This window comes from Peptoniphilus sp. GNH (assembly GCA_021307325.1).
Lineage (GTDB): Bacteria > Bacillota > Clostridia > Tissierellales > Peptoniphilaceae > KA00134.
The window spans coordinates 1,837,393-1,859,441 of the sequence record CP089931.1 but is presented as its reverse complement, the minus strand read 5'-3'; the positions used below and the strand labels follow the sequence as shown (position 1 = coordinate 1,859,441).

19 protein-coding genes and 1 pseudogene are annotated in these 22,049 nt (G+C 35.6%); 4 read left to right on the top strand and 16 right to left on the bottom strand.

The window, feature by feature from the left end:
• Positions 1-83: 83 nt before the first annotated feature.
• The 5 genes from LV469_08870 to LV469_08850 form a co-directional block, all read right to left on the bottom strand.
• A complete protein-coding gene (locus LV469_08870) occupies positions 84-365 on the bottom strand; it encodes a CD1845 family protein (GenBank protein ID UHR02730.1) in 282 nt (93 codons plus the stop codon).
• 63 nt (positions 366-428) lie between these two features.
• On the bottom strand, positions 429-2,345 hold the full coding sequence (lysS, locus tag LV469_08865) for a lysine--tRNA ligase (GenBank protein UHR02729.1): 1,917 nt from the start codon (positions 2,343-2,345) through the stop codon (positions 429-431).
• Between the two features lie 9 nt (positions 2,346-2,354).
• The gene (greA, locus tag LV469_08860) at positions 2,355-2,831 is read right to left on the bottom strand and encodes a transcription elongation factor GreA (GenBank protein UHR02728.1); all 477 of its coding nucleotides are present in this window, start codon (positions 2,829-2,831) and stop codon (positions 2,355-2,357) included.
• 132 nt (positions 2,832-2,963) lie between these two features.
• The gene (locus tag LV469_08855) at positions 2,964-3,938 is read right to left on the bottom strand and encodes a tRNA-dihydrouridine synthase (GenBank protein UHR02727.1); all 975 of its coding nucleotides are present in this window, start codon (positions 3,936-3,938) and stop codon (positions 2,964-2,966) included.
• Positions 3,922-4,689, bottom strand: coding sequence for a type III pantothenate kinase (locus tag LV469_08850; GenBank protein UHR02726.1), 768 nt, complete (start codon positions 4,687-4,689; stop codon positions 3,922-3,924). Before LV469_08850 ends, LV469_08855 begins: the two co-directional genes overlap by 17 nt.
• A gap of 123 nt (positions 4,690-4,812) precedes the next feature.
• On the opposite strand from LV469_08850, the gene LV469_08845 reads away from it, so the two are divergent.
• Positions 4,813-5,337: a biotin transporter BioY gene (locus tag LV469_08845; protein ID UHR02725.1), complete on the top strand. Its 525-nt coding sequence runs from the start codon at positions 4,813-4,815 to the stop codon at positions 5,335-5,337.
• 48 nt (positions 5,338-5,385) lie between these two features.
• A complete protein-coding gene (locus tag LV469_08840) occupies positions 5,386-7,929 on the top strand; it encodes a transglycosylase domain-containing protein (protein ID UHR02724.1) in 2,544 nt (847 codons plus the stop codon).
• A gap of 243 nt (positions 7,930-8,172) precedes the next feature.
• Here LV469_08840 and larA read toward each other — a convergent pair whose 3' ends face one another.
• The 6 genes from larA to LV469_08810 all read right to left on the bottom strand — a co-directional run bounded on the left by larA (position 8,173) and on the right by LV469_08810 (position 14,384).
• A complete protein-coding gene (larA, locus tag LV469_08835) occupies positions 8,173-9,450 on the bottom strand; it encodes a nickel-dependent lactate racemase (GenBank protein ID UHR02723.1) in 1,278 nt (425 codons plus the stop codon).
• A gap of 151 nt (positions 9,451-9,601) precedes the next feature.
• The gene (gene ftsH, locus LV469_08830) at positions 9,602-11,476 is read right to left on the bottom strand and encodes an ATP-dependent zinc metalloprotease FtsH (protein UHR03607.1); all 1,875 of its coding nucleotides are present in this window, start codon (positions 11,474-11,476) and stop codon (positions 9,602-9,604) included.
• A 306-nt stretch (positions 11,477-11,782) separates the two neighbouring features.
• Positions 11,783-12,319, bottom strand: a complete 537-nt coding sequence (gene hpt / locus LV469_08825; GenBank protein UHR03606.1) for a hypoxanthine phosphoribosyltransferase — start codon at positions 12,317-12,319, stop codon at positions 11,783-11,785.
• A complete protein-coding gene (tilS, locus tag LV469_08820; GenBank protein ID UHR02722.1) occupies positions 12,300-13,637 on the bottom strand; it encodes a tRNA lysidine(34) synthetase TilS in 1,338 nt (445 codons plus the stop codon). Before tilS ends, hpt begins: the two co-directional genes overlap by 20 nt.
• A 30-nt stretch (positions 13,638-13,667) precedes the next feature.
• Positions 13,668-14,048 (bottom strand): S1 RNA-binding domain-containing protein, encoded by a 381-nt coding sequence (locus LV469_08815; protein ID UHR02721.1) that lies wholly within the window; start codon positions 14,046-14,048, stop codon positions 13,668-13,670.
• A 15-nt stretch (positions 14,049-14,063) separates the two neighbouring features.
• Positions 14,064-14,384: a septum formation initiator family protein gene (locus LV469_08810; GenBank protein ID UHR02720.1), complete on the bottom strand. Its 321-nt coding sequence runs from the start codon at positions 14,382-14,384 to the stop codon at positions 14,064-14,066.
• Between the two features lie 441 nt (positions 14,385-14,825).
• Between LV469_08810 and LV469_08805 the strand changes: the two are divergent.
• Positions 14,826-14,951: pseudogene (locus LV469_08805) on the top strand (hypothetical protein).
• An 81-nt stretch (positions 14,952-15,032) separates the two neighbouring features.
• The gene (locus LV469_08800; GenBank protein UHR03605.1) at positions 15,033-16,571 is read left to right on the top strand and encodes a flavocytochrome c; all 1,539 of its coding nucleotides are present in this window, start codon (positions 15,033-15,035) and stop codon (positions 16,569-16,571) included.
• 241 nt (positions 16,572-16,812) lie between these two features.
• On the opposite strand, the gene LV469_08795 is transcribed toward LV469_08800, so the two are convergent.
• The 5 genes from LV469_08795 to LV469_08775 are packed head-to-tail and all read right to left on the bottom strand — an operon-like array spanning position 16,813 to position 21,968.
• Positions 16,813-17,718: a hypothetical protein gene (locus tag LV469_08795; GenBank protein UHR02719.1), complete on the bottom strand. Its 906-nt coding sequence runs from the start codon at positions 17,716-17,718 to the stop codon at positions 16,813-16,815.
• A complete protein-coding gene (locus tag LV469_08790) occupies positions 17,718-19,556 on the bottom strand; it encodes an ATP-binding protein (GenBank protein ID UHR02718.1) in 1,839 nt (612 codons plus the stop codon). Before LV469_08790 ends, LV469_08795 begins: the two co-directional genes overlap by 1 nt.
• Entirely contained in the window at positions 19,553-20,470 is a 918-nt protein-coding gene (locus tag LV469_08785; GenBank protein UHR02717.1) for a DNA double-strand break repair nuclease NurA, read from the bottom strand. Before LV469_08785 ends, LV469_08790 begins: the two co-directional genes overlap by 4 nt.
• On the bottom strand, positions 20,467-21,264 hold the full coding sequence (gene rsmI, locus LV469_08780; protein ID UHR02716.1) for a 16S rRNA (cytidine(1402)-2'-O)-methyltransferase: 798 nt from the start codon (positions 21,262-21,264) through the stop codon (positions 20,467-20,469). Before rsmI ends, LV469_08785 begins: the two co-directional genes overlap by 4 nt.
• Positions 21,261-21,968: a methyltransferase gene (locus tag LV469_08775; protein ID UHR02715.1), complete on the bottom strand. Its 708-nt coding sequence runs from the start codon at positions 21,966-21,968 to the stop codon at positions 21,261-21,263. Before LV469_08775 ends, rsmI begins: the two co-directional genes overlap by 4 nt.
• Between the last annotated feature and the right edge of the window lie 81 nt (positions 21,969-22,049).

The following is a 22,049-nucleotide window of genomic DNA, read 5'->3' as shown; positions in this document are numbered from 1 at the left end:
TCCTACCTCCTTTCTTTGAAATAAAAAAAGACGACAGAATTATTGCTTTCTATCGTCTACGGTTGTCTTATATTTATTTTTCTTCAAATTGATTTTATTGTATAGTTTAATAATTCTAATAATCCAATAACATATATACCTAATTTAGGTAATCCAAATGGACTAAATAAAAATGCTAATATTAGTGCTTCAATTACAATTTGCTTGTCTCCTTGAAAAATGCTAGCTATTCCAATTATAAAAATCAAAGTAGAAACTACGCTTAACAACGCAGTACTCAAACTTAATATGAAGGTTAAAAAAGCTATGAGCAAACTCAACACTAATCTTATCGGTAATAAAATTATTCTAATTATCCATCTCATACATACTCCTAAAAATTAAACTGGGATTCATAACAAACCCCAGTTTCATAATTAGCGTGTCCTTTAATATAATTTTGATCCTGCTGGAATATTATCATCCAGCATTATTAAGTTAAGTTTTTCTTCACCGTCATACTCACAAATTGCAGATATAATCATACCTTCTGAGTCGATTCCCATCATCTTACGAGGAGGAAGATTACAAATTGCAAGTAGTGTCTTTCCAATTAAGCTCTCTGCGCTGTAATATTCCTTAATACCAGATAAAATAACTCTTTCTTTTTCAGAACCATCATCTAATGTAAATTTCAAAAGTTTTTTTGACTTAGGAACTTCTTCGCAGTTTTTAACCTTTACAACTCTAAAATCAGATTTTGAGAAAGTTTCAAAGTCTACCATATCTTCAAATAATGGTTCAACTTTCACTTTTGAAAGGTCAATTTCTTCTGTCGTAAGTTTGTCGTAAGTTTCGTAAGTTTCTTTTGACAAACCCCCATTTTCTGCCTTTTCTAAGCCTATTGGCTTCATTGTTGGGAAAAATAAAATGTCTCTTATGCTGGCTTGGTCTGTCAAAAGCATTATCATTCTATCAACCCCTATGCCAAGTCCTCCTGTTGGTGGAAGTCCAACTTCAATGGCATTTATGAAGTCATAGTCCATGGGATGAGCTTCATCATCTCCATCCTTTTTAGCTTGTACTTGAGCTTCAAATCTTTCTTTTTGATCAATCGGATCATTTAGTTCTGAGAAGGCATTTGCCAACTCTGTTCCATTTATAAAGGCCTCGAATCTTTGAGTTACTCTCTTGTCATTCGGGTTCTTCTTGGCTAGAGGAGATATCTCAACTGGATGGCCTATTACAAAAGTCGGTTGGACCAATTTTTCTTCACAAAATTCTTCGAACATTTCTGAAAGAACCTTGCCCCAGCTATGAGTTTCTTCTACGGCAAGTCCCTTGTCTCTTGCAGCCTTTCTAGCTTCTTCAGCTGTCATTTCAGATAAATCCACACCTGCATACTCTTTTACTGCATCAAGCATGGTAATTCTCTTCCAAGGTGCCTTTAGTGATATGTCGATGCCTTGATAGTTTATTTGATCGCTTCCCAGCACATCCTTGGCTACGTATTCAAAAAGATTTTCAGTTATTCTCATCATGTCGTGGTAATCTTCATAAGCTGAATACAACTCAATGTTTGTAAATTCAGGATTGTGGCTTCTGTCCATGCCTTCATTTCTAAACATCTTGCCCATTTCATATACCTTGTCAAATCCACCTACTATTAGTCTTTTTAAGAAGAGTTCATTGGCTATTCTAAGCTGCATTTCTATGTTGAGTGTGTTGTGATGAGTTAAAAATGGCCTTGCGTTTGCTCCACCTGCAACAGTTTGTAGGATTGGCGTTTCAACTTCTAAATAGCCTTCTTGGTCTAGGTATCTTCTAATTGCTTTTATTATCTTGCTTCTTTTTAAAAAGACATCTTTTATTTCTGGATTTACTATTAAATCGACATATCTTTGTCTGTATCTTAAGTCTGTATCTTTTAGCCCATTCCATTTTTCTGGAAGAATTTGTAGGGATTTTGTAAGCAGTTTAAATTCTTCCGCCCTTACAGAAATTTCTCCTGCGTCTGTTTTAAATACCTTGCCCCTTACTCCTATTATGTCTCCTATATCTGTGTCTTTTACGGTTTGATATTCGTCTTCCAAGAGATCTTTTCTTGCAAAAACTTGAATCCTGCCTTTGTAATCTTGAAGATCAATAAATGCAATCTTGCCATGCCCTCTTTTTGACATAACTCTTCCTGCGATTGAAACGTCCTTTTCTTCTAATTTTTCAAAATCTGCCTTTATGTCTGAACTGTAAAAAGTTCTTTCAAATTTTTCAAAAACAAATGGATCTTTGCCTTCTTGTCTGAGCTTTTCTAGTTTCTCTCTTTTAAACTTCAACATTTCATTCAAGTTTTGATCGTTTTGGGCCATTGTATCCTCCTATATAGATATACCTACAATTTCATATTTGATAATGCCGTCAGGAACTTCTATCTCTACTATTTCACCTATTTTGGCTCCTATAAGTTTTGAACCCACAGGTGATTCATTTGAGATTTTTCCTGCTAGAGGATCCGATTCCACGCTGCCTACTATGGTGTATTCGAAGATTTCCCCATCGCTCATATCTTTTACTTCAACTCTAGAACCAATGTTTACTTGGTCCTTGGTTAGTGCTTCCTCATCAATTATTTGAGCCTTTCTGACCATGTTTTCAAGTTTTGCTATTCTTTCTTCAACTTGTGCCTGCTCATTCTTGGCTTCATCGTATTCGGCGTTTTCACTCAAGTCTCCGTAGCCCAAAGCAACTCTTATTCTTTCGGCAACTTCTGCCCGCCTAACTGTTTTTAAATGTTCTATTTCACTTTCTATTTTTTCCAACCCTTCACGAGTGAAAAATATATCTTTATCTACCATCAAATCGCTCCTAGCATAAAAAATAAGGCATGTCAGCCTCTTAGTCCCACCAATTATAGTTTAAAGGCTCCTAAATGTCAAGAAGTCTTTGCCTAAACGGCTCACTTCTTAGTGCATTTTAACTTTTTTCTATCATTCAAAATTTTTTAATAAATCATACAAAATTTTTTCTACTTCCGCTTTGGTCTTTTTAGTATTTATTTCGTTGCGTATGCTTGCATTGTTATTTATCCCTTTTAGATAGCCTGGGTAGTTTTTTCTCATCTCACATACTCCAAGTCTTTCTCCCTTATATTCACACGCCAAATTCAAATGTCTAATAGCTTGCAAAATCTTGTCCTTTTCTCCCAGTTCATCGAAGCTAAGCCCTTGAAATTTTCTTGCAAATTCTTTGAATATCTGAGGATTGCCAATGGCAGATCTTCCTATTAAAACTCCCTTACAACCAGTATATTCCATAACATCCAAAGCTTTTTCGTAAGAATCTATGTCTCCATTTGCTATTGTGCATACCGGGGACATATCTGCAACCTTTTTTATATACTTATAATCGCTATTATTTTTGTAAAAGTCCTCTCTCTTTCTACCATGAACGCAAATTGCATCTACTCCATTTTCAAGGGCAGCTTCTATTGCATATAAGGACTGCATTTCTTCGAAGGACTTTCTTATTTTAATTGTTATAGGTTTATCTGTTGCCTGTTTGCACGCTCTTACAATTTCGCCAACTACTTGTGGCTCTTTTATTAAATAAGAGCCCATTTTATTTTTTACTATCTTGGGTGCAGGGCAGCCTAAATTTATATCTATTAGCTTGAAGTCAGTCTTATTTATGTAATTGCTTATTACATCATAAAATACAGATGCTTCATTGCCAAAAAGTTGGATTGCCTCATCAAATCCTTCTATCTTATCCAGCATTTCAAAAGATTTTTTGTCCTTATAAAAAAGTGCCTTAGCAGATACCATCTCTGTGTACATAAGCCCTGGCCATCCCTCTGTCATCTCTCTAAAGGCCTTATCTGTATATCCTGCCAAGGGAGCGAGCAGAAAGGGTGATTTAAGGTTTATATTTCCTATTTTTATAGGCTCACATGTTGAGATCATATAAAATCCTCAACCCTTCCAGAGTCAAATCTTGATCTATTATAAACTTGTGCTTGGCATTTTTTAAAAGGAAGGGAGCAAATCCTCCTGTGCCGACAAGAGTCACCCTGTCTAAAGCTTTTTCTTCTACTATCTTGTCAATAATTCCATCTATAAGACTCACATATCCAAAATAAAAGCCTGCTTGCATTGAGGCTATGGTGTTTTTTTCTACAACTCTCTTGGCTTCTACTATTTCAAAGCTCGGCAATTTGGATGCCCTTGCAAAAAGGGCCTCTGAAGAAATTCCTATCCCCGGAAAAATAAGCCCTCCCCTATAAGTCTTACTTTTATCTATATAGCAAAATGTCATCGCTGTTCCTATATCTATAACAATCAGGGGTCCCTCATATTTTTCTACGCAGGCAACTGCATTTGCTATTCTATCTGCCCCTAGTTCGCTAGGATTTTCATAGGCTATATCTATATTCATCTTCAAATTATTGTCAACTATTATGCTTTCAAGACCAAAATATCTTTTTGTCATGGCTTCTAAACTATGCATAAGGCTGGGTACAACAGAAGATATTATAATGCCCTTTATATTTTTGCTATCTATATTATTAAACTTTAAACTGTTTAAAAAACTTATCCCGTACTCATCTCCCGACTTTTGCTTGTCTGTTTTCATTCTCAAACTCAGGATAAGATTTTTGCCATCAAAAACTCCATAAACAATATTCGTATTGCCGACATCTATTGCAAGTAACATACTGCCTCCTTTTCTTTTTGATTGTATAAGTAAGCCTCTTATTTTTCAACATTTTCCTTGTAAAATTTCAAATCATTTTTTAAAATATATCCTAAATAAATTTTTTAAGAATGGAGTTTTATTATGAAAACAAAACGACTAGTTTTATGTGCGCTATTTACGAGTTTGACAGCCATAGGAGCCTTTATAAGCCTTCCTTTTAAACCTGTTCCAATAAGTCTTCAAAGCTTCTTTGTAATCTTGAGCGGACTATTTTTAAGTCCTTCTGAAGCTTTTTTATCTCAAGTTGCCTATCTCATCTTGGGGCTTGCAGGCCTTCCAATCTTTGCAAACTTTCACGGAGGAATTAACTACATATTTGCTCCCAGTTTTGGATTTTTATTGTCATTTCCCGTTGCAAGCTTCGTCATTTCTTCTATTTGTAAAAAATCTAAAAGTAAAAGCCGAACAATTTTATCAATCCTTGTTGGTAATTTTGTGATTTATGGCATGGGACTTCCCTATCTATACCTTATAAAAAATTTCTATCTTGCAAGTCCTATAAACGCTTACAATATTTTATACTTAGTATTCTTGCCCTGCCTTCCTGGAGATTGTATAAAAGCCATAGTCGCTTATATAAGCACTAGAAAATTAAATAATTTGTAATATATATACTTTTAAAATCTGTTATAATAAGCCAAGAAGGAGGAAGTGATGAAAAAGTCTAAAAAGAGGAAAAAGAATCATTTCAAATTTTCCAATTTCATTACAATAATATTTTTACTGGGAATCATTATTTTTACTGCCCTTGGCGGACTTCTTGGAACCTATATTCTTTCTGTCTTGAAAGATGCTCCTAGTATTGATCCACAAAATTTCAGGGACCGTATAATTCAGACATCCAAAATTTTCACCGAAAAAGGCGAACTTTTAGAGAGTCTTGTGCAAAGTGAATTTTCAGAATATGTTACAAGCGATAAGATTCCAAAGTATTTAAAAGATGCTGTTGTGGCGATTGAAGATGAAAGGTTTTATGACCACTCTGCTGTCGATTTTAGAAGAGTCTTGGGAGCGATGGTCGAAAACTTAAAAGCAAAGAGATTTAAAGAGGGCGCTTCTACAATAACCATGCAGCTATCCAAAAACCTCTATACTTCAAAGCAAGTTGATATGACAAGAAAATTGACAGATGTATATTATTCTTTTCAAATAGAAAATGCCCTTTCCAAGGACCAGATTCTAGAGGCTTATTTGAACTCGGCAGCTTTTTCCAAAGGAACCGTAGGTGTCCAAGCAGCAGCCAAAACATTCTTCAATAAAAATGTTTGGGATCTGAGTCTTGCAGAATCAGCTCTTATCGCAGGAGTAACTAATTTACCTGAAAAGTACACTCCTTACAACACTGCAGAGATAGATCCATCAGATGATCTTGCAAATATTCAACTGGTTCTCTTGCCGATGCAAAATGTAAATGTGGATGACAGACTTTTACAAATAGCAGCAAGGCTTAGAGAAATAGGAAAGATAGACGGATTCGAAGAGTTTCAAATCAAAAATGGTCATGTCTATCCAATGAAGGCAATATTTAATCCAACTAGCAAAAAAAGACAAGAGCGTATCTTGGACAAAATGTTGGCTCAAGGGAAAATTAGCAAGGATGAACATGATACTGCCAAGGCTGCACCTATAATACTAAATATAGGAAGAAGAAAGGCCTCTGGTATTTCCTCATACTACACAGATATCGTAAAAGACGAAAGTCTTAAAATTCTAGCTGATCTCGGCTATTCTAAGGAAGAAGCCCATCAAAAATTATACAATGGCGGTCTTAATATCTACACAGCCATGGATATAAATATCCAAAAATCCATGGAAGATACTGTAAATAAGATTAGCTTGAGAGGCGAAAAAATAAATGAAAATGGCGAGCTTCAACCCCAGCTCGGTTCAGTAATAATAGAACAAGCTACGGGCAAAGTTCGTGGTGTAATAGGTGGTAGAAGAGTTGGTGGAGGAAGAATTGCAAATAGAGCAATTATCCCAAGGCAACCTGGATCTTCTATAAAGCCTATATCTGTTTATTTGACAGCTTTTAATAACAAGGCGACTGCAGGAGATATTTATGCTGATGAATCTCTACAAGGTGTCAATCTACCCTATCTTGGATTTACTCCAAAAAATGTAGGCTCATATAGAGGCTGGCAATCAATAAGACAACTTTTGGTCAGATCTTCTAATGTTGGATCTTATTTGGTAGCCAGAGATATCTCTGCTAATTTGGATTCAAAGCAAAATAAATATTCAAAATATTCAAAAGTAGTAAACGATGATGAAAACTTTAAAAAAATGGTAACCACACTTGAAGAACTCGGAGTCGACTCTGTGGTAAAACCAGAAGATGATATGAGGACCAATGACTATAACTACGCTGCCCTAACTCTCGGAGGAATGACCTATGGCATTTCACCTCTTAAAATGGCATCAGCCTACTCTGCCTTTCCTAATGAAGGCAAGCTCGTCAAACCTATATTCGTAACAAAAATCGAATCGTCAGATGGCAAGGAAATTTACAAGGCTGAACATAAGGAAACAAGGGTTACATCCGATCAAATCGCCTATATCATGAATGATATCCTAAAGGAAGTTGTAACTAAGTCAACTGGTCGAAAGGCACAAATCAAAAAAATGACTGTCGCCGGTAAAACTGGTACAACCAACTCCAAGCAAGAGGCCTGGTTTGTTGGCTATACACCTTACTACACCTGCTCCGTATTTATAGGAAATGACAATCACGATTCTCTAAAATTTTCTTCAGATGTTGCCGCTGGCGTATTCTCACAAATAATGTCACCCATTCATGAAGGACTTGAAGACAAGGACTTTTTTGAAAAGCCTGATGGCATCAATCGAAAATACATCTCGGCTCTTGGCTACACAGAGTTGATTCCTGAAGGACTTACCCCAAGAAATCAACAAAAGCCATCCTATTTTGCTCCTGAAGAAGACGAAGATGATGACGACAAAACTGATTCTGATTCGGATAACAGCAGAAGAAAAAGAACTGATGATAATGAAAACAATAGCTCTTCAAGCAAAAGAAGAAAAAGAGCTGATGACGAAAACAATAGTTCTTCAAACAAAAGAAGATCAAGAAAAGACGACAAAGATTCAGATTCAAAATCTAAAAACTCATCTAGAAGCAAAAAATCGAGAAAAAAATCAAGCGACTATGAAGTCGGTGGTTCGTCTAAAGAATAAAAAAAGCTCTATAAAACTATTGGCTATACCAACTTAGTTTTATAGAGCCTATTTTTTATTATTCATAGATATATTTAAAGCTCTAATTACAAGGCTTTTTCAAATATTTTTCACGCTTTCTTTTATGAGAATAAATTTTATATCTACACTTGTATAAATAGAACATTTTTCTTATAAAAAATTTTATTTTTTTAAATTTCAAAAAAAATATTGGCGATAAAATTACCACCAATATTTTTATTCTTATTTCATCTTATTCACAATTACAGAAACGCCATCAGGGACAAATGCCACCTTGGCATCCTTGCCCTTGATTTCTTTAGCTCTTTCAAGAGCTTCTTCTACTGTGCTGGCATACTCCATATGCATTTCTTCTATCAACTTTTTGTTTTCCTTATCTGTAACGAAAATCACCTTATGACGAACCAAAATTCTTGCCAAAATTTGAATTTCCCATTGGTCTGCTATTGTTTCTTCCATGGGTATTTGAAGAATACGGTCTTCTATTTCTTTTGGAGAAGCTGCTTCTTTGAAGGTTCTATAAAATGATTCTCCTCCATGGCCGTCATTGCATCTGGAAACTTCGATTATAACTCCATCATCAGCTACTGCCGCTTCTGCTGCTGTCATGGATTTTACTGATTGATATACATTTTGGTCAAGAGGATAGCCTCCATTTGTTGTGACTGCAATATCTGCATTCACTCCATTTATTGTTGAAAGCTCTCTTACAAAGTCACATCCCTTGGCGTGGGCTGTTACACAATCCCCGGCAAAAGCTCCTATGACTTTCTTATCAGCATCTATTACTACATTTAGAATGAAGGCAAGCTTAGCTGCTTTTGCCGCAAATTCCATGTCTTTATGGATTGGATTTTCTTTTAATTTGCCCGTTCTAGCATGTTCAGATGCGATAAATTTAGAGCAGTGATTTGCAAAAACTGTCTTTTGGCTGGCAACCCCTGGTAGGATAGACTTTCTTCCGCCTGAAAAACCTGCAAAAAAGTGTGGTTCTATAAAGCCTTCTGATACTAGAAGGTCTGTGTCAATTGCGTGTTTGTTTAGCAAAAGTCTTCCGCCTGATGGCAACTTTTCGAGTTCTATCATATCTTCGTCATTTGATGAGATGTGATTTACAATTTTTTCATTTTTTACTATTTCTTCCCCAAATTTTTGAATCATTTCTTCTTTGGTTGTAGGTCTATGAAAACCCGTAGCTATAAGTATTGTGATTTCGGCATCTGGAGCACCTTTTCTAATTTCCTCTAAGTATATGGGTAGAGTCACCCTGCTTGGAACAGGCCTTGTATGATCTGATGTAATTATGGTGATTCTCTTCTTGCCTTTTGCAAGTTCACATAATCTTTTCGAATCAATTGGATTTTCAAGAGCCTCTCTTACTAGTTCTTCTTGGCTTTTGTCAGGCTTAAAATCATGAGCTTTACTTTCAAGTATAGCAACATCATCGTCAACTTCAAGTTCGATAAACTCTTTTGAGTAAGGTAGTCTTACCTTTTTCATGATATACCTCCTAAATAATATTTTTTTCTCCTTTATGATATTACAAATCCCAATATTTGTAAAAGATATTAATAAAATCTCAAATAGTCACAATCCCTTTTGTTTTCAACAAAAAAGAAGATGCCAAGACATCTTCTTTTATATTTACTCATTAGGAATTCTTGTCCATATCTTCCAAGGTCTTGGATACATCTTCTGTTACATCATCTTTAGTCAGGTGCTGTCCTGTGTCATAATCTGATTTTTCCAATTTTTTACCTTGATATAGGGCTTCGAATTCTTCTCTATTTATAGTTTCTTTTTCTAAGAGTGCATCTGAAACTCTAATAAGCTTTTCCATATTTTCTTTTAAAATTGTGCTGGCCTTTTCATAAGCCTCTGATACCAATCTTTGGACTTCATCATCTATTTCTGATGCTGTCTTTTCTGAATAATTTCTGGTCTTGCCCAAATCTCTTCCGACAAATACTTGGTCTTCATCACTTCCATAAGTGATAGTCCCTAGCTTTTTACTCATGCCATATTGAGTTACCATGGCTCTTGCTATATCAGAAACTCTCTCAATGTCATTAGATGCTCCAGTTGATATGTCATCTAAGACAAGCTCTTCGGCGACTCTTCCTCCTAAAAGAGAAATTAGCCTTGATTCCATCTCACCTTTAGTCATAAAGCTTGTATCGTCTTCTGGTATATATGCAGTAAATCCGCCTGCCATTCCTCTTGGAATTATTGTTATCATGTGAACTGGATCATGGTTTGTCAACCCATAAGATACTACTGCATGACCAGCTTCGTGGACTGCTGTGAGTTTTCTTTCCTTTTCACTTACTACTCTGGATTTCTTTGCAGGACCAGCTGAAACTTTAAGAGATGCTTCTTCTATTTCCTCCATAGAAATTTCCTGCTTATTTATTCTAGCTGCCAAAAGAGCAGATTCATTCATGAGATTTTCAAGATCTGCCGGTGTAAATCCAGGTGTTTGTTTAGCTATCACTTTTAAATCTACATCTTTAGAAAGAGGCTTGCTCTTGCTATGGACTTGAAGAATTTCTTCTCTTCCTCTCACATCTGGGCGGCCAACATAAACCGTCCTATCGAATCTTCCCGGTCTTAAAATGGCTGGGTCTAGTATATCTGCCCTATTTGTTGCAGCCATAACTATGACCCCTTCATTTGTAGAGAAACCATCCATTTCAACTAAAAGTTGATTTAGAGTTTGTTCTCTTTCATCGTGTCCGCCGCCTAGACCTGCTCCCCTTCTTCTGCCGACAGCATCAATCTCGTCAATAAAAATGATGCAGGGAGCATTTTTTTTGGCTGTTTCAAAAAGATCTCTTACTCTTGAGGCTCCAACTCCGACAAACATTTCAACAAAGTCAGAACCACTCATTATGAAAAATGGCACTCCAGCTTCTCCTGCTACCGCTCTAGAGATATATGTTTTTCCAGTGCCTGGTGGGCCTACCAAGAGTACTCCTTTGGGGATTCTTGCTCCCATATTTATAAATTTTTTAGGATTTTTTAAGAAATCTACGATTTCAAAAAGTTCCTCTTTCTCCTCTTTTAGACCTGCAACATCCTTAAATGAAACCGGCCTCATGTTGTCTGGTTTTAAAAGTTTGGCTTTGGACTTGCCAAAAGAATTCATCTTGCCGCCACCTTGAGCCTGTGAAATCATTGTGTACCAGAAAAATATGAAGACTATTAAAATCAAAATATTTGGAATTAATTCAATAAAAAATGATCTCTCTGTATCTTTTTCAGATATCAACTTGAGCCCATCTTGCTCTACTTTATCTTTTAGATAGTCTTTGTAAAATGAATCCTTTGCCTCTGTTGGAATTACCGTTGTGTAAACTTCACCAGGCTTGGTGCCAGTCTTTTTAAGTTGAACCTTGTAAACTCTATTTGATGATGTTTCCAAAGACTCAACCTTGCCATTTTCCAACTCTATTACAAACTCTGAAAAGCTCTTATTGGGTATGGACCTTGCTGGTGGAGAAAAAAATCTCAAAGCTAAGATCAGTACCCCTAAAAGTAGAAGGTAAAAACCTGCTCCTCTCAATCCTCTTTTCAAATGCACTCCTCCTTTTCTTTTATCATAGAGCTTATTATACCATAAATTAACCGTTTATTTATACTAGCCTATTTATTTGAATTTTATTAGTCTAGATAATTAGTTTTTTCAAATTTAATTATAAATCTAAACTTCTTATTTTCTAAGAAATAAGGTAAAAAAATAGCAGCTGTCCTCGTAGCCGCTATTTTTAAAACTCTATTTTTCATTTTATAAGATGCAAATTTTCTTTTACCTCTTAAAATTTTCTATAATTTATTTGTAAACTTCTTCTTTTAAAACTCCTATATAGGGCAAGTTTCTGAATTGTTCGTTGTAGTCTAGTCCATAGCCTACTACGAAAAGATCTTCAATATCAAAGCCCACATATTTTACATCTACATCAATCTTTCTTCTTCTGGGCTTGGATAAAAGAGTTGCAATTAGTACCGAGTTCACATTCCTATGCTTGAAGAGTTTTACAAGATAATTTAGAGTGATACCTGTATCTATTATGTCTTCGATTATTAGGATGTCCTTGCCAGCCACTGAATAGTCTAAATCTTTTAAAATTCTAACTTCTCCTGAACTTTGAGTCCCAACATAAGAAGACACATCCATAAAGTCAATCTCAAGAGGCAGGTCTATGCGCTTAATAAGCTCTGACATAAAGACTACACTGCCCTTTAAGATGCCAAGGCAGAGGAGTTTTTTGCCCTTATAATCTTCCGTGATTCTTTTGCCCATTTCTCTAATCTTTTGAGCAAGTTCTTCTTCTGTAAATAGAATCCTTTCAATGCTTTCTTTCATAATCTCTCCTTATGTTTAATATATTTTTGCTTTTTTTATCTAGCTTAACCCTATCAGAAATACTAAGGCCGACAACCCAAACTATCTTCTTTTCATCGCATATAAGTGGCCACTTGTTCCTTGCTTCTCTCGGAATTTTTTTGTCTATAAAAAAATCTTTTAGTTTTTTGCTACCACAAAGACCCAAGGGCGAAAACTTGTCCCCTATTTTTCTGGTTCTAAGTCTCAAATCCCCGGAAATCTTGTCTTTATCTATAAATATGGACTCTTTCGATGGCGTGCCATTTTTTTCCTCAATAATAAAATTACCAAGATCCGTCTTGTTGAGCCCATTTTTTAAAAAGATTTCTTCGAAATCAAAATTTTTTTCACTTTTCTTTTTTGAAAAGTAAAAATGTTTGTAGGATTTCACAAGTTTCAAGCCAGCCGGTAAATCCAAACTGCCAAGTCCATCTTCTTTTATGAATTTTAAAATTAAATTGTAATGAATCTTGTAAAAACCCTCTTTGATTTTAAAAATATCACTCAGATAAAGCTTTATGATTCTTCTTTGTATGCTTAGGTCTTCTTTCAAAAATTCACTCGTATCTAGACCTTCTGCATCCAGCAAAATCTCATATCGTTTCAAGCAATAGGCATCCAAAAACCTTACATCTTCTCTTGCATTTTCAGAAAGTCTAACTAGAGCATCCTTTACTTGTGGATTCAAGTCCTCTAGCATAGGTAAAACCTTTAGTCTTACCTTATTTCTCCCGTATATAGGTAGGAGATTAGTCTTATCTATGACATAGCTAAGACCATTTTCGGATAAATAGTCCTCTATTTCCTTTCTAGAAAAATTTAAGATTGGGCGGATTATCCTTCCCTTCTTAAACTCCATCCCCACAAGGCCATCCAAGCCACTACCTCTTATTATTCTTTGAAGGACAGTTTCAGCTTGATCGTCCCTATTGTGGGCAAGGGCTATCTTCGCATCTGCTGCTGCCATCTCATAAAAAAATTTATAGCGCAAGTGCCTGCCAGCTTCTTCCTCACTGATTTTATTTTCTTTTGCATAAGCACCTACTAGAGCTGAGCTAGAATAAAATTCAAGTCCCAACTCTTTGCATCTGTCCCTAACAAAAGCTTCATCCGAATCTGCCTCATCTCTTAGCTTGTGATTGAAATGAAGCACAAACAAGTCATACGATAGGCTCTTTTTTAAATCATAGAGCTTATTTAGCATAAAAATCGAATCTGCCCCTCCAGAAACACAAGCAAATACCTTGTCCCCATTTTCTATTAATTTGTAGTCTGTAACATTTTTTAAAAATTTATCCATAATTTAAAAAAGTGATAGCCTACCTATCACTTATCTCTTTCTATAACCATTAGATTTGAAATTTTCTCTTGACCTTTTTGATTCCAACTTTTCTTGGCTCACCTTTAGAAATTTCTTCAATTTAGCCTCAAAAGCATCATCAAATTCAGGTTCATTTTCGAAAACCTCAACCTCTTCTTCAGGTAAAGCCTGTTTTATTGAAAGATTGAGTTTGCCATCTTCATTAGACAAAACTTTTACAGTAACATTGTCTCCGACAGAAAGCACATCCTCAACTCGATTCACATAAGAATTGGAAAGTTCAGAAATATGTACAAGCCCACTTAACTCGTCTGATATCTTAACAAAAGCTCCAAACTTCGCCAGTCCAGTTACAACACCTTGGGTAATTTCTCCCACAGCTAAATCCATTAAAAAAGCATCCTCCTAATTTTTCTTTTCAGGGACTTCTTGATCCTTAATAACATAAATAATCTCACGAGGTCTTACCATGCCAAGGTCTTCCCTAGCCACCTTCTCAATGAACTCATCTGTCTTAGATTTGTCAATCTCATCTCTTAGCTCATCGATAGAAGAATTGAGATTGCTTATAACTCTTTCATTCTCAGAAATCTGTCTAAGCTTTTCATTTCTTAAGGAAACCATCCTAAATCCAGAAAAAATAGAATAAATTACAACTATGGCAAACAATAGAACAAAAATATTAAATTTTCTACTTTTTCTTTTTTCTTTATTAGAATTTTCCATAACAATCCCTCACTTATAGTAATTATTACATCTAAGTGCTATTAATTCAAGTTTATTTTGACATTTATGCAAATATTTATTTAATTTCTCATGATTTTTTGATTTATTTTTCTTTTTTAAACTAAAATCTACAAATCTCAAATATTTTTCTTGAAAAAATTAATACACTGGCATTTCAAAGTAAAAAGAACATAGTTTGTGATAGCGTTTTCCCTTGTTATGCTTATATAATTTTGTTAAAATAAATGTGTAATCAAATATTTTATATTATTTTTAGGAGGTATCATGAAAAAGAAAAATTTATTTCTCCTTATCTTCCTCTCCCTTGTTCTTTTAATGACAGGATGCGGAAAAAATGATTCAAGCAGGGGATCTTTTAAAGCTGGAGAGTATGAAGTTACAGAGGCTAGTTATGGCGGGGATATCAAACTCAAGGTTACTATGTCTGATTTCGCAATCGAAAAAATTGAAGTTTTAGAAAATAGTGAAACTGATGGTATAGGTTCAGTTGCTCTTGAACAAATACCTGCAAAAATCGTAGAAGGTCAAAGTTTGGATGTAGAATCTATTTCAGGTGCAACCGCTACTTCGACAGCTATATTCACAGCTATTGAAAAGGCTCTAAAAGATGCTGGTGGCGATAAGTCCATGTTAAAGGCTAAAAAAGTTTCAAAGGCTGAACCAGTTGAAAAGGAAGTTGATGTTGTAGTAGTAGGTGGCGGCGGTGCAGGTCTATCAGCAGCTATTTCAGCAGCACAAAATGGTGCCAAGGTTCTACTTGTTGAAAAGGCTCCAGCACTTGGTGGCAATACTGTAAGAGCAGGCGGACCTTACAATGCAGCCGATCCAGAAAGACAAAAATCTCTTCCACCAGCTGATGATGCAGCTATGGAAAAAATTATGGCCCTTACAACAAAAGAAGCTAAGTCTGAAGAACATAAAAAACTCATGGAAACTTTAAAGGCTGAACTTGATGAATATAATAAGGGACCAAAGGATCATCTATTTGATTCAGTAACTCTACATAAACTTCAAACTTATGACGGTGGAGATTATGCCGGCAAACTTGAATTTATCGAAAAACTTGCAGACGAAGCTCTTCCAACATCAGTTTGGATGGAAAAAAACGGCGTTCAATGGAAAAATGAAATCACAACCGTTCCTGGAGGACTGTGGCCTAGAGCCCATCTTCCTATAAATTCAGCAGGACAAGATTACATCTTGGCAGGCAAAAATGCCGCTGAAAAAGCAGGTGTTGAAATTCTTTTAAATTCTCCTGCAGAAGAACTTATAATAGAAAATGGAAAAGTAACTGGCATAAAGGGAAGCTCTGAAGGCGCTCCTATGACTGTAAAAGCAAAAGCAGTTGTACTTGCAACAGGTGGTTTTGCAGGCAATAAGGAAATGAGACAAATCTATAATAAAGCCTTGATAGACTCTCTTCCAACTACAAATGCTCCTTCTGTTACGGGTGATGGTATCAAGATGGGAGAAGCTGCTGGTGCCAATACAATCGGTATGGAATTTATCCAATGTCTTCCTCTAGGCAATCCAGAAAATGGATCTCTTAATGGATGGATAGGAGGATCAGGTGTAGAAAATTACTATCAAATCAACAAAGAAGGCAAGAGATTTATGGCTGAAGACGGTCGTCGTGATGAAATGACAGCTGCCCTTCTTGCACAAACTGATGCTTTCTCCTATGTTATTTCATGTGGCAACAACGAACTTGAAGTAAACGACAAAGGCGAAAATATTTGGGGCAACAAAATTGATGAACTAGTTGAAAAGAAAATAATTTTCAGAGCAGATACTATCGAAGATTTAGCTAAACAATTGAGTATTGATCCTGCTGTTTTAAAAGAAACTAATGACAAATTCAATTCTTATGTTAAGTCTGGAAAAGATGCTGATTTTGGCAGAACACTTTTTGGAAAACCAATGGACAAGGCTCCTTTCTTTGCATCTCCAAGAGTGCCTACTGTTCACCATACAATGGGCGGACTTGAAATCGACCTAACTTGCCACGTTCTTGATAAAGACGGTAAGACTATCCCAGGTCTTTTAGCTGCTGGAGAAGTTACTGGTGGTATCCATGGAAAGAACAGACTTGGCGGAAACGCTCTAGTTGACATCCATGTATTTGGTAGAATTGCAGGAGAAACTGCTGCAAAAGAAGCTAAGTAAAATTTAATCAAAATCTATAATAAAAAAGAAGGCGGCACTTCAAAGTCCGTCTTCTTTTTTAATTTATATAATAATTCTTAGTTTTAGTCTTTAATAAAATCAAAGCTAGAAATTTTTTCTTTCACTCAACTAATTGCAGGCAGAAAATAATTGTAAGCGAGTTATAAAATATTTGCTATCAAGGGCTAGAACATATTTTACTCTCACAAAATATATATTTTTTATTTTATTTCCAATCCTATTATTCATAAAAAGCCAAGTTTATTTGACTGTGACCCTTAAGTATAAATTCGTCAGCTTCTAAAAGATTTCCGTCTATGTTTCCCAAAATAGGCCTTTCAAATTTGAATTCCGCCTTTTTAGCTCTAAAGATATAAACTCCTTCTTCGCCGAGATGCTTTCCTTTTTTGTACTTGGGCAGAAGCCTTGCTATTTTAGGAAGCGAAAATTTTTTTACAAGTACAAGCTCAAAGATGCCATCTTCTAGATTGGACTTAGGCGATTGATTAAATCCCGAACCATAATAGGAGCCATTACATATAGCCATAAGCATATATTCGCCCTCTCCTATGACTTCCTGGTCTTTATCGTCTATGAAGCGGTATCTGAGCTTGTATCCAGGAATCTTTAAAAGAGTCTTTAGGATGCCAAATAAGTAGGCCCTCTTTCCTAAAAATTTATGCTTTTCTAAGATATCCAAGGTGTTTTTCAAAACAAGCGTGTCCAAACCAAAGGAGCAGACATTAAGTGATGTGGAATCATTTATATCCATAAGGTCTATTTTTCTTATTGAGGGATTACAAATATGTTCTAGCATATCATCCCAATTATAGGCTATACTTTTTGCAAAATCATTACCTGTTCCCATGGCAATAATACCTAGGCAGGTTTGACTCCCCCTTATAGCATTGGCCGCTTCTGAAATAGACCCATCCCCTCCTGCTATATAGACAAGCCCTTCTTTGTCATATTTTTTTGCGAATTGGCCTACCACATCTACTATGTGACCCTTTCTATTTGTTCTTATAAGCTCTAACTTGTCTATTAATCCTTCTTGCTTAAATCTTTCAACAATCTTTTTTTCTAATTTCTTATCATAACTTCCTGCTTTAGTCGAAAAAACCAGGAGGATTTTTTTAAAATTCATTAATCTAATTCCTTATAACTTGTTCCAAAAATCGGATTTTCTTCCTTGTCTATATACCCAGCTTCATAAAGCGACTTGACCTTTACCAAAATCTCTTCCTGACTGTAAGTTTCTTCCCCTCTTGAAAGTCTTTGGGCAACCATCAAACCATCTCTTAATTCATTAAAAGGCAAATATTGCTTAAATATTTTGTAAAATTCTTCATTTGATTGGCTAAGCCTTTCTTCCAATTCGTCAAAAGGATTGTCCTTGTGGGGAGATTTGGTCGATGCTGCTCTTATTCTAACAAAACTAGTCCTTCCAAGCTGAGAAGATGATATAAAAACATCTCCCGAACTCAAATACGGCAATCTCTTTGCTTCATCAGAAGACAAATCTGTTTCCTCTCTTATTGTGTCTATGTCAGAAGCTCTTACAGTCCTAAAGATGAATTTTGAATTTAATTGGGCTGTGACTGTTTCATTTAAAAGAGTTGGCCTTTGAGTTGCCAAGACCAAGAATACACCATATTTTCTTCCTTCTTGCGCAATTTCTTTTATTATTCTACCAGACGGAGATTCGTATCCTTTGGGGGCAAAATTATGGGCCTCATCAGTTACTATAAAAAATGGCGGGAAAAAGTCCTCAGCCTCACCTCTAAATTGAGCATCCTTGTAGGCCCTTCTCTTTTTGTAGAGAGTTGTCAAAAGGTAGGTTGAGAAGACTTGAATAGTTCTAAGAGAGCCTTGAATGACACAAACTCTGCCAGACTTTAGCTCTTCTTGCAAGAGTTCGATTCCATTATTAAATACTCCCTCTCTCCTTAGAGCATTAAATCTCCACATCACTCCCTTTACTGAATTAATGTTTAAGCTCTTGCCGTATTTGTTAAAAACCTTGAGCCTTCTTAGCCAATTTTGTTGCTCTTCTGCTCCCAAGCCTTCTTCGTTTAGCTTTTTCTTTATGGCTTCTTCTCCACCGAGTGCCAAGCCTTCAATCAAATCTCCCAAAAGTGTAGATAGGCTCTGCTCTGTCATGAAATTTTGAAATACCAAATCGACAACATTTTCCATGGATTCTGTAATGGGAGCAATAGCCCCTACTAGCACCTTGAAATCATATGAATTTATCGTCTTAAAATCTATGCCCACATTGTTTCCTATTTGCAATTTTTTAAAGAGTCCATCAAAAGATATTTCATCTTCTGTAGTATCTTCAAAATCCATTTCAAAATGAGGATCCAAAACCACTGTCGGCAGCTTTTTTTTCATGATTTCTTCAAGCAAAACCCTAAGTCCAAAAGACTTACCCGAACCAGATCCTCCAAAGACTCCTATATGAGGATACTCATGTAGCCCCTTATAATCAAAGACATAAGGCAGGTCGTTTTGTTTTTTTATATTTTCGTCATCAAAAATCTTGACTAGATTTTTGTACTTATCTTCTGCTTGCTTATACAAGTCATCTGTGTTTTTTACAACTCCCAAAACCAATCCCTTGGCCGGATCAGTCTTTAAAAGAATTTTCTTTACCTCTTCAAAATCTGGCAGTCTTACATTACTTCCTGTCAATATGGGATACATGGCCTCTTTGAAAAATCTAAGTCTTGCCACAAAAATAGTATCCTCATCCACATCAAAACCAAGACCAGAAAGACTTTTTAAAACATCATCATCTATAAAGTCTCCCGAAAAATCTAGCGGCAAATAGCGGTTATAGGTCTTAGCTTCCACAACTTCACCAAGGATATCTCCATGAACCCTATCTTCTACAACTAAAAATTCACTTATCCTAAAATTTCTATCACTTGAGCCAATATAAACTTCTTGTTGACTTGTAAGTCCTAAAACCTTCATCATCTCTTGTCCCTCTCCGAAATAAAAAATTTCTCATATATATCTCTATCCAAATTGTCTTGGCAAATTCTATCTATAAACTTATCGCTCACCTTGCATTGCCTATCCACCATATCCAAAATGAGAGGCACTCCCCTTGAAGATGATGGAACGAGTGAATAAATCAAATTTGAAATCTCCTCCAAATGGTCTTTTTGCTCGTTTAATATATCTATTCCTATGACATTTACATCTCTTGCCGGTCTTAAAAAGGCTGACGAAAGACCTTCGTAAAATTTTTTAGAATGAGTTTCTTTTATGAGCATGAGATCTTTATAGTTTAACTTGCCGTAGAGAAGCTCTCTATCATAGCTGAGATTATCCATCTTAAATGCCGAAGAAATTATCTTAGTTTTTATATCTTTTATGACACCGCAAAGGATGACTCCCCTTGCAAGGGCCTTAGCTCTAAAATCTTCCCATACCTTTCCAGCATCAATCTTATATCTTATAAGTCCTCCGTCCATTATTATAAGACTGGGGCTTTTTTCTTCAATGGCTTTTATCCCAACTTCAACCTCAAGTTGAGCAAGAATCTTTGTGGATTGATCTTCTCTTTCAGAGCCTCCATCCCTAATAGGACTATAAATTCTTGCCAATTCCACATTCTCATCCCTGCCCAAAAGCCCAACAGCCCTAAATATTTGCAGATAGTGGGGATAAGCTCCCCCTTTCTTATTTACAGAGCCGTCAATCGCACAGATTTTTCCAAATTTTTTCAATTTTTCTTCTGGCAGTTTGCTAAGCTTTTTAAAACTGCCCACATCACTTAGCCTATCTTTAAATTCCTGATCGCTTAAATTAAAAATTTCCCTGTACTTATCATTTATAGATTTATTTAATTGTAAAAGCTCTTGTCTTATATCGCTAATAATCATTTCAACTCCAAAGATTTTTTGTATAAATCATTTTTAGAAATTCCATATTCCTTAGCCAAAATCTTGACAGCCTCTGACTTGCTCATACCCTCACTTAGTTTTTCTTTAAGTAGCTCATCCAAATCGTAGACTTTTTCTTCCAAATTTTTTTCAACTACAATTACAAATTCGCCCTTTAAAGTCAAAAAACCTTCCTCTAATACCTGGTCCAGGTCTGTGTGAATGTAGTCCTCAAAAGTCTTGGAAAGCTCTCTTCCTATGAAAATCCTCCTCTTGCCAAAGATTTCCCTCATATCTTTCAAAAATTCTAAAATTCTATGAGGAGCTTCGTAAAATATTAAGGTCGATTCAAGATTTTTCAAATTTTCCAACTCTTTCCTTCTCCTTTGGGATTTCGGATCCAAAAATCCCCTAAAGCTAAAAAAGTCATTATCAAAGCCGGAAGCCACAAGAGCAACAACAAATGCACAAGGCCCCGGCAAAACTGTATACTCTATTTCATTTTCAATTAGAAGCCTTATCAAGCTATTGCCTGGATCAGAAATGCCAGGCATACCAGCATCTGAAATAACCGCTATATTTTTGTCCACCTTTTTTAAAATTTCTTCGGCAGCCTTTTTCTCGTTAAACTTGTGATAGGAAAACATGGGCTTTTTGATTTTCAAGTGGTTCATAAGTTTTGCAGATGTCCTAGTGTCTTCTGCATATATTTCATCGCACGTTCTCAAAACCTCCTCCACCCTTATAGTTATATCGCCAAGATTTCCTATGGGGGTAGGACAAAAGTAAATCATAATATTACCTCATTTTTCATTATGGATTCATAGTCCTTTGAATAGTTCTCATCTTCATAAATCAATATATCTCTCAAGTGATCTGCTCCTCTCTTAGAACCCTTTATGGCCTCTATCAAAACAACTCGAGATTTTGATTTTTCATCTTTTTTTACAAAGCAAAATTTTTTTACATGGATATTTTCATTCTCAAAAATTTGAAAAATTTCAGGCGCTCTTGTAGATGGACCCACCAAATATAATCTGCCCTTGTCCTTTAAAATGTACTTTGCCATTTTTATAAACTCTTTTAAGTCCAAGATGCCATGCCTTGCTGTAGCTTTAGCATAAGTCAAATTTTTTAAATAATTGTCGTAGTAGGGCGGATTTATTAAAACTGTGTCAAAAGAATTGGTGGCAAAATAGTCTTTTAAGTTGGCAACATTTTCATTCAAAACTTCTATCTTGTGATCAAGTCTATTCTCCCTTATAGATTCTTCTAGCATCTGCGAATATGACTTTTGAATCTCTACTGCAACGACCTTCTTGACCAAATTTGAACCAGCAATGCGCAAACTTATTATGCCTGTTCCCGCTCCAAGATCAGCGCAAATACCACTTGCTCTTGCAAAAGAAGTAAGTGCTAAAGAATCCAAAGAGTAGGAAAAACCATTCTCCGCTTGATAAATTATGTAGTCAGTCCCAGGAACTGTATCTTTTCTCATATAATCACCTTTTCTCTATTATATAGAATAAAGACTCTTTTATAAAGAAAAAAGCCCGGACTAACCGAGCTAAAATCTCAT